This window comes from Corynebacterium frankenforstense (assembly GCF_030211955.1).
Lineage (GTDB): Bacteria > Actinomycetota > Actinomycetes > Mycobacteriales > Mycobacteriaceae > Corynebacterium > Corynebacterium frankenforstense_A.
The window spans coordinates 1-281 of record NZ_JASODI010000062.1 but is presented as its reverse complement, the minus strand read 5'-3'; the positions used below and the strand labels follow the sequence as shown (position 1 = coordinate 281).

Annotated in this window: 1 protein-coding gene; it reads right to left on the bottom strand. The window is 59.4% G+C overall.

The features are described from left to right. A partial coding sequence (locus QP119_RS11535; protein WP_284776311.1) for a site-specific integrase occupies window positions 1-248 on the bottom strand: 248 nt, incomplete at its 3' end. Window positions 249-281: the final 33 nt, after the last annotated feature.

The following is a 281-nucleotide window of genomic DNA, read 5'->3' as shown; positions in this document are numbered from 1 at the left end:
GACCGCGCAGCACCCTCCGCATGCTTCGCGCCGAGGTGCGCACGGATGACAGGGGTGGAGATTTCACTGATGTGGTCCAGGCCGGCGAGGAGGGGGATGAGATCGGCTCGATAGGCACGGACGGTTGCGTCAGAGAGTCTGCGGGAATAAGTCAGCTCATCGAGAAAATCCATGAGCACGGCCTCAATATTGGCGGATAACCCGAGATCCGGCTCAGTCCTGTCGTCGTTATTGGTTGCGCGCTTCACGGTTCTGACCTTAGTAGATGCACACCGCGAGAC